7 protein-coding genes are annotated in these 3832 nt (G+C 38.6%); 5 read left to right on the forward strand and 2 right to left on the reverse strand.

Going from position 1 to position 3832, the window contains the following annotated elements; genetic code table 11:
• Positions 1–217 precede the first annotated feature (217 nt).
• The 4 genes from merR to merC all read left to right on the forward strand — a co-directional run bounded on the left by merR (position 218) and on the right by merC (position 1955).
• Positions 218–670 carry an Hg(II)-responsive transcriptional regulator gene (merR, locus tag AAC069_RS17590; protein WP_008110844.1) on the forward strand — a complete coding sequence of 151 codons (453 nt, stop codon included), beginning with the start codon at positions 218–220 and terminating at the stop codon, positions 668–670.
• A 187-nt stretch (positions 671–857) separates the two neighbouring features.
• The gene (locus AAC069_RS17595; RefSeq protein ID WP_016899520.1) at positions 858–1205 is read left to right on the forward strand and encodes a mercuric transporter MerT family protein; all 348 of its coding nucleotides are present in this window, start codon (positions 858–860) and stop codon (positions 1203–1205) included.
• Positions 1206–1251: 46 nt separating this feature from the next.
• The gene (gene merP, locus AAC069_RS17600; protein WP_008110847.1) at positions 1252–1536 is read left to right on the forward strand and encodes a mercury resistance system periplasmic binding protein MerP; all 285 of its coding nucleotides are present in this window, start codon (positions 1252–1254) and stop codon (positions 1534–1536) included.
• Positions 1536–1955, forward strand: coding sequence for an organomercurial transporter MerC (gene merC / locus AAC069_RS17605; RefSeq protein ID WP_008467331.1), 420 nt, complete (start codon positions 1536–1538; stop codon positions 1953–1955). The genes merP and merC overlap by 1 nt, the downstream gene beginning before the upstream one ends.
• A 4-nt stretch (positions 1956–1959) precedes the next feature.
• On the opposite strand, the gene AAC069_RS17610 is transcribed toward merC, so the two are convergent.
• Positions 1960–2109, reverse strand: coding sequence for a hypothetical protein (locus AAC069_RS17610; protein ID WP_339921748.1), 150 nt, complete (start codon positions 2107–2109; stop codon positions 1960–1962).
• Between AAC069_RS17610 and merA the strand changes: the two genes are divergently transcribed.
• Positions 2036–3415, forward strand: coding sequence for a mercury(II) reductase (gene merA, locus AAC069_RS17615; protein ID WP_339921747.1), 1380 nt, complete (start codon positions 2036–2038; stop codon positions 3413–3415). The two genes, AAC069_RS17610 and merA, sit on opposite strands and share 74 nt — an antisense overlap.
• 54 nt (positions 3416–3469) lie before the next feature.
• Here the strand turns inward: merA and AAC069_RS17620 are convergent, their stop codons facing one another.
• Positions 3470–3652, reverse strand: a complete 183-nt coding sequence (locus AAC069_RS17620) for a hypothetical protein (RefSeq protein WP_071001648.1) — start codon at positions 3650–3652, stop codon at positions 3470–3472.
• Positions 3653–3832 lie beyond the last annotated feature (180 nt).

Consider the following 3832-nt stretch of genomic DNA (forward strand, 5'->3'; position numbering starts at 1 on the left):
AAGTGGTCTGTTAATAGGTTTGAAGGGTGAAATAGGTGGTTCCCTTAGGGTATACTCATGTAGAACTGCATGTAATAACACTAATTTGGACTTTGATAATGAAAAAGGATAAACCATACATTGTTGTGGTTTAATATTGTTGTAACAACGGTAACTTTACTTATTTAATAGAAGAAAAAACAAAATCAATTAGCGATGTTTAAACTGGTATTCATTGATGGTCACTTTAATTAGATATAAAGTAAGTAAACAAAAAGTCAGTAAGGTAATTGATAACGTGTCTAAACGAACCATAAGTATGTTGGCTAAAGAACTGAGTGTAAATGTCGAAACAATTCGCTTTTATGAACGCAAAGGCTTAATTAAACAACCACCAAAGCCTATGCAGGGCTATAGACATTACCCGAAAGAAACGGTAAATAGAATACATTTTATCAAGCGTTCTCAAGAATTAGGTTTTACGCTAAATGAGATTGAAGGGTTACTTGCGTTAAACGATAGTCCATGTAGTAAAGTACAAGAATTAGCTAATAAAAAACTGATCGCAGTACAAAAAAAGATGGCTGACTTGTTGTTGTTAGAACACGCTTTGGAAGAACATTTAGGACAATGCCAAAATAATGATGACGATAGCCACTGCCCAATAATTGATTCGTTGCAACCGAAGTAAATGATTCACTTAACTACCATTTCCCACTAAAACAGCATATCCAATTTTACTTCTGCGCCTTAATTCAAGTTAGCTTATTCCCCGTATCTGTCGTAGCAGATTATCAAAGATAAATTTTTTATAAATCACCCTTGACTCCGTACTTAGGTACATGCAATACACTTGCATTATCTAATGAGGTATCTATATGAATCAAAAAGAATCAAACCTTCCAATGATAGGAGGCATCATAGCAGCATTAGGCGCAGGCGTATGCTGTGTAGGTCCTTTGCTCCTGTTATTACTTGGGGTAAGTGGCTCATGGATTGGTAATTTAACTGCATTTGAACCCTATAGGCCATTATTTATCGCATTTGTAGTGTTGTTGTTTGGTTACTCAGGTTGGAAAATTTACCGTCCTGTAGAAGAGTGTGAGCCGGGAACGGCCTGTGCAATTCCTAAGAAACAGCAACAACGAAAAGTCATTTTCTGGCTGAGCGCTATAGTTGCGACAATTTTAGTGACCAGTAATTATTGGATACTTTTGTTTGCTTAATATACAGATCAAGAAATTTATAACATTTTAAAATTTGGAGCTAATTATGAAAAAATTATTATTAACCGCACTGCTTTCACTTTCTAGTTTTGGTGCTTTTGCTGAAGTAAAAACAGTTACACTGGAAGTGCCAACGATGAACTGTGCGACATGTCCAATCACAGTTAAAAAGTCATTAGAAAATGTTGATGGCGTTGAAAATGCGAAAGTTACCTACAAGCCTAAGCTAGCTGTTGTTTCTTTTGATGACACTAAAACCAACATCAATGCATTAATTGCAGCGACTACCAACGCTGGCTACCCTTCAAATTTAAAAAGTGAAAATAAGTAATATTTAGCCCCTTAGAACTAGTTACGCGTATCGGAGATAAAGCAGGCTCTATAGGTGCACTTGTTTCGGCAATGGGATGCGCCATGTGTTTTCCCGCGATAGCTAGTCTTGGTGCGGCAATTGGGATGGGATTTCTTAGTCAGTGGGAAGGGGTATTTATCAATACGTTGTTACCACTGTTTGCAGTATTAGCGCTGGCAATGAATATCTTAGGCTGGTTTAGCCATCGTCAATGGCACCGTAGTTTTATCGGTTCAATTGGCCCCATTTTGGTTTTACTCTCTTTATACCCTTGGTTCCAGTACGGGTGGAGTTCATACGTTACTTATACGGGGCTAGGACTAATGGTTGCTGTATCAATTTGGGACATGGTTTCTCCTGCGAATAAACGCTGTGATGATGAAACTTGTACCGCTTAACTTTTTAAGAGGAATAAAATATGTCAACGAATAGTTGTTGCTCGTCAAATGACATCCAGCCAGAACAATTACATGTAGCCATTATTGGTAGTGGTTCAGGGGCCTTTGCCAGTGCGATTAAAGCAGCAGAAGGCGGAGCAAGAGTTACTATCATTGAAGGAGCCGATGTAATCGGAGGTTGCTGTGTAAATGTCGGCTGTGTTCCTTCAAAAATATTGATCCGTGCTGCGCAATTAGCGCATCAGCAACGTACTAACCCGTTTGATGGTTTAGAAAATATTCAGCCACAACTTAGCCGCTCCTTATTAGCACATCAGCAAAACGCTCGCGTCGAAGAACTACGCGATGCTAAATATCAACGTATTTTAGAGAGTAATCCCGCGCTATCTTTACTTAAAGGTTATGCACGTTTTAAAAATCAAAATACCTTGCTAGTTCACAAGTCTGATGGTAGTGAAGAAGAGCTGGTTGCAGATCGCATTTTAATTGCAACAGGCTCTACACCAAGCATTCCGCCAATTAAGGGTTTAGTTGATACACCTTATTGGACATCAACAGAAGCCTTATTTGCAGAAGAGTTACCGAGTAGTCTAGTTGTCATCGGCTCCTCCGTTGTTGCTCTGGAAATTGCGCAAGCTTATGCCCGTTTAGGTAGCCGTGTGACAATTCTAGCCAGACATACCCTTTTATATGCTGAAGATCCGTTATTAGGTGAAAAACTGGCAGAGTGCTTTGAAAAAGAAGGTATTAGGGTACTTAATAATACGCAAGCAAGTCATGTTTCTTATGATAGCAATGGTTTTTCATTGGAAACTAACGAAGGAACATTAATCGCTGAAAAATTGCTTATCTCTACGGGTCGCCATGCAAATACTGGAAAGCTTGGTTTAGAAAATGTTGGTGTTGAAACAGATAAAAGTGGTGCCATTGTTGTTAATAGTATGATGGAAACATCAACAGCTAACATTTATGCCGCTGGAGATTGCTCCAATATGCCACAATTTGTTTATGTTGCTGCTGCTGCCGGAAGTAGGGCTGGAATTAATATGACAGGTGGAAATGCGCAACTCGACTTATCTACCATGCCTGCTGTTATATTCACCGACCCACAAGTTGCTACGGTAGGTCTAACCGAAGTACAAGCTTCAGCGGTAGGAATAAATACGATAAGTCGTGTACTTGATATGGAAAACGTACCAAGAGCTTTAGCAAATTTTGAAACGGATGGTTTTATCAAGTTGGTAGCTGAAGAATCCACGGGAAAACTGATAGGCGCACAAATTTTAGCCCATGAAGGCGGAGAACTGATTCAAAGTGCGGCTCTTGCTATTCATAATAAAATGACAGTCGAAGAATTGGCAGGTCAACTATTTCCGTATTTGACGATGGTTGAAGGATTGAAGTTATGCGCTCAAACCTTTAGCAAAGACGTTAAAGAGCTATCTTGCTGCGCAGGGTAATCATTTAACGGTAATGTACTTACAGAAATGTTAATGGAGTGCCATTAATAGCTGTTATTTCAAATAATTTTCTAGCGGTTTTTTCTCAAAATCTTCAGGATACATAGTAATAAAATTCTTCATTTCATTTCTGAATGTGTCTGTATCCCGCTTACCCTCGCCTGACAAACGATGGTAATTATTATAGTCCGCTTCAAATTTCTTTGAGCGCACGATAGGAGGCTGCGCAAAATTCATCCCAGTAGTGCTATGACATTTTTAGAGTGTATCGACTATATAAGGGTAAGACTTTTTAACGCTGTCTCTTGTTTTTTTTCTAAGGCTGTGAATTTTTTCAATAGTTGGCTGAGTCTGTGACACTGTATTTTCCTTTTGTTATTATCAATAAAGAATTTATGGATTATTCAATGTCTCTAT

This window comes from uncultured Flavobacterium sp. (genome assembly GCF_963974175.1).
Classification (GTDB): domain Bacteria; phylum Bacteroidota; class Bacteroidia; order Flavobacteriales; family Flavobacteriaceae; genus Flavobacterium.